Annotated in this window: 1 protein-coding gene; it reads right to left on the minus strand. The window is 36.4% G+C overall.

All coding sequences use genetic code 11. The annotated features are described in order from the left end of the window. The coding region (locus tag ACWIX0_RS13660) for an Eco57I restriction-modification methylase domain-containing protein (protein WP_454174531.1) at nt 1-1,248 on the minus strand (1,248 nt) is incomplete at both ends.

Genomic DNA, 1,248 nt, shown 5'->3' on the forward strand with positions numbered 1-1,248 from the left:
GGTGCAAATACGCAAAAAGTTCAGAATTTAAAAAGCCAAGCGCGGTTTTGATTGACATATTTGGAATGCGCGGGATAAGGATATTTGCGCTATTTAGAAACAACGCCCCGCTATTGTCATAAGCAAAAATAAGTTTGTTTGAGATAAATTTATACACAAGTTTTTCGCTCGCACGATACATCTCATCTTTTGCCACTTGCTGAAATTTCGTTCTATCATACATAATAAAATTTCGCGCTTTTTGCAAACGATAAGGCACAATCTCTTTGCCTGTGAAAATTTTTTCACTGCCTAAAATCTGCTCTTTATGCAGGGCGTTTTTATTATCCCCCGTAACGATTCCTAACGCCCAAATGCTCGCGCTTAAATCAAATTTGCCCTGTGCTTTTACTTTTTGAATAATTGCTATGTCTTGGGCGTTAAGTGGGTTAAAATTTAGATTTTGGCTTATGTGAAATGCAGATAATGGGACTTGTAGTGTTTGTTTGTTTGTGATGATTTTGCATTGTTTTGTGGGGTTTGATTTGGAGTTGGATTTTGTTTTCCCTCTAGATTCAAGAATCTCTTTTTTATGCTCCACGCTCACAAACTCCGTGCTAACGCCACTAAAAATATTTGCATAATGTGTAATTTCTTGCAATGTGCCATTGCTTAAAATAAATTCTCGCAAATCTTTATGTGTTTTGACATTTAGCATTGATTTTGGGAGCAAAAATTTCATAATACCATTTGGCTTTAGTTGCTTATAAGACTTGACAAAAAAGAGCGAAAATCTCTCACCTGAAATGATAGAATCTTCGCAGGATTTTGGGCTTGTAGATTGTGGCTTTTTGTGTGTGTTATTGCGATAGATTCCCCACGGCGGGTTAGTGATAACATAATCAAATTGTGTGTTTTGGAGTGGATTTTGGATTGTGTTTTCAAGTAAGGTTTTTGTGCTAGATTCCAAAAAATCCACGCAATAAATTTGTGGAATAAATTCATCGTTTTTAAATTTAAGCAAAAGGTTGATTTTAGCGATAAACACAGCGATAGGGTCGTTATCAATCCCAAAAATTTGGCTTGGTTTGGCATTTTGCAGACTCATAAAAAACGCTCCACTTCCACAAGCAGGGTCTAGCAATATTTGCCCTTTGCTAAAATCTAGGTTTTGTGTCATTGCATTTGTAATCGCGTGTGGCGTGTAATACGCCCCCATAATATTTTTTTTGCCCTCATACAAAAGACATTGATAGAGTAGCCCTTTTT

Source organism: Helicobacter sp. T3_23-1059, from assembly GCF_053654515.1.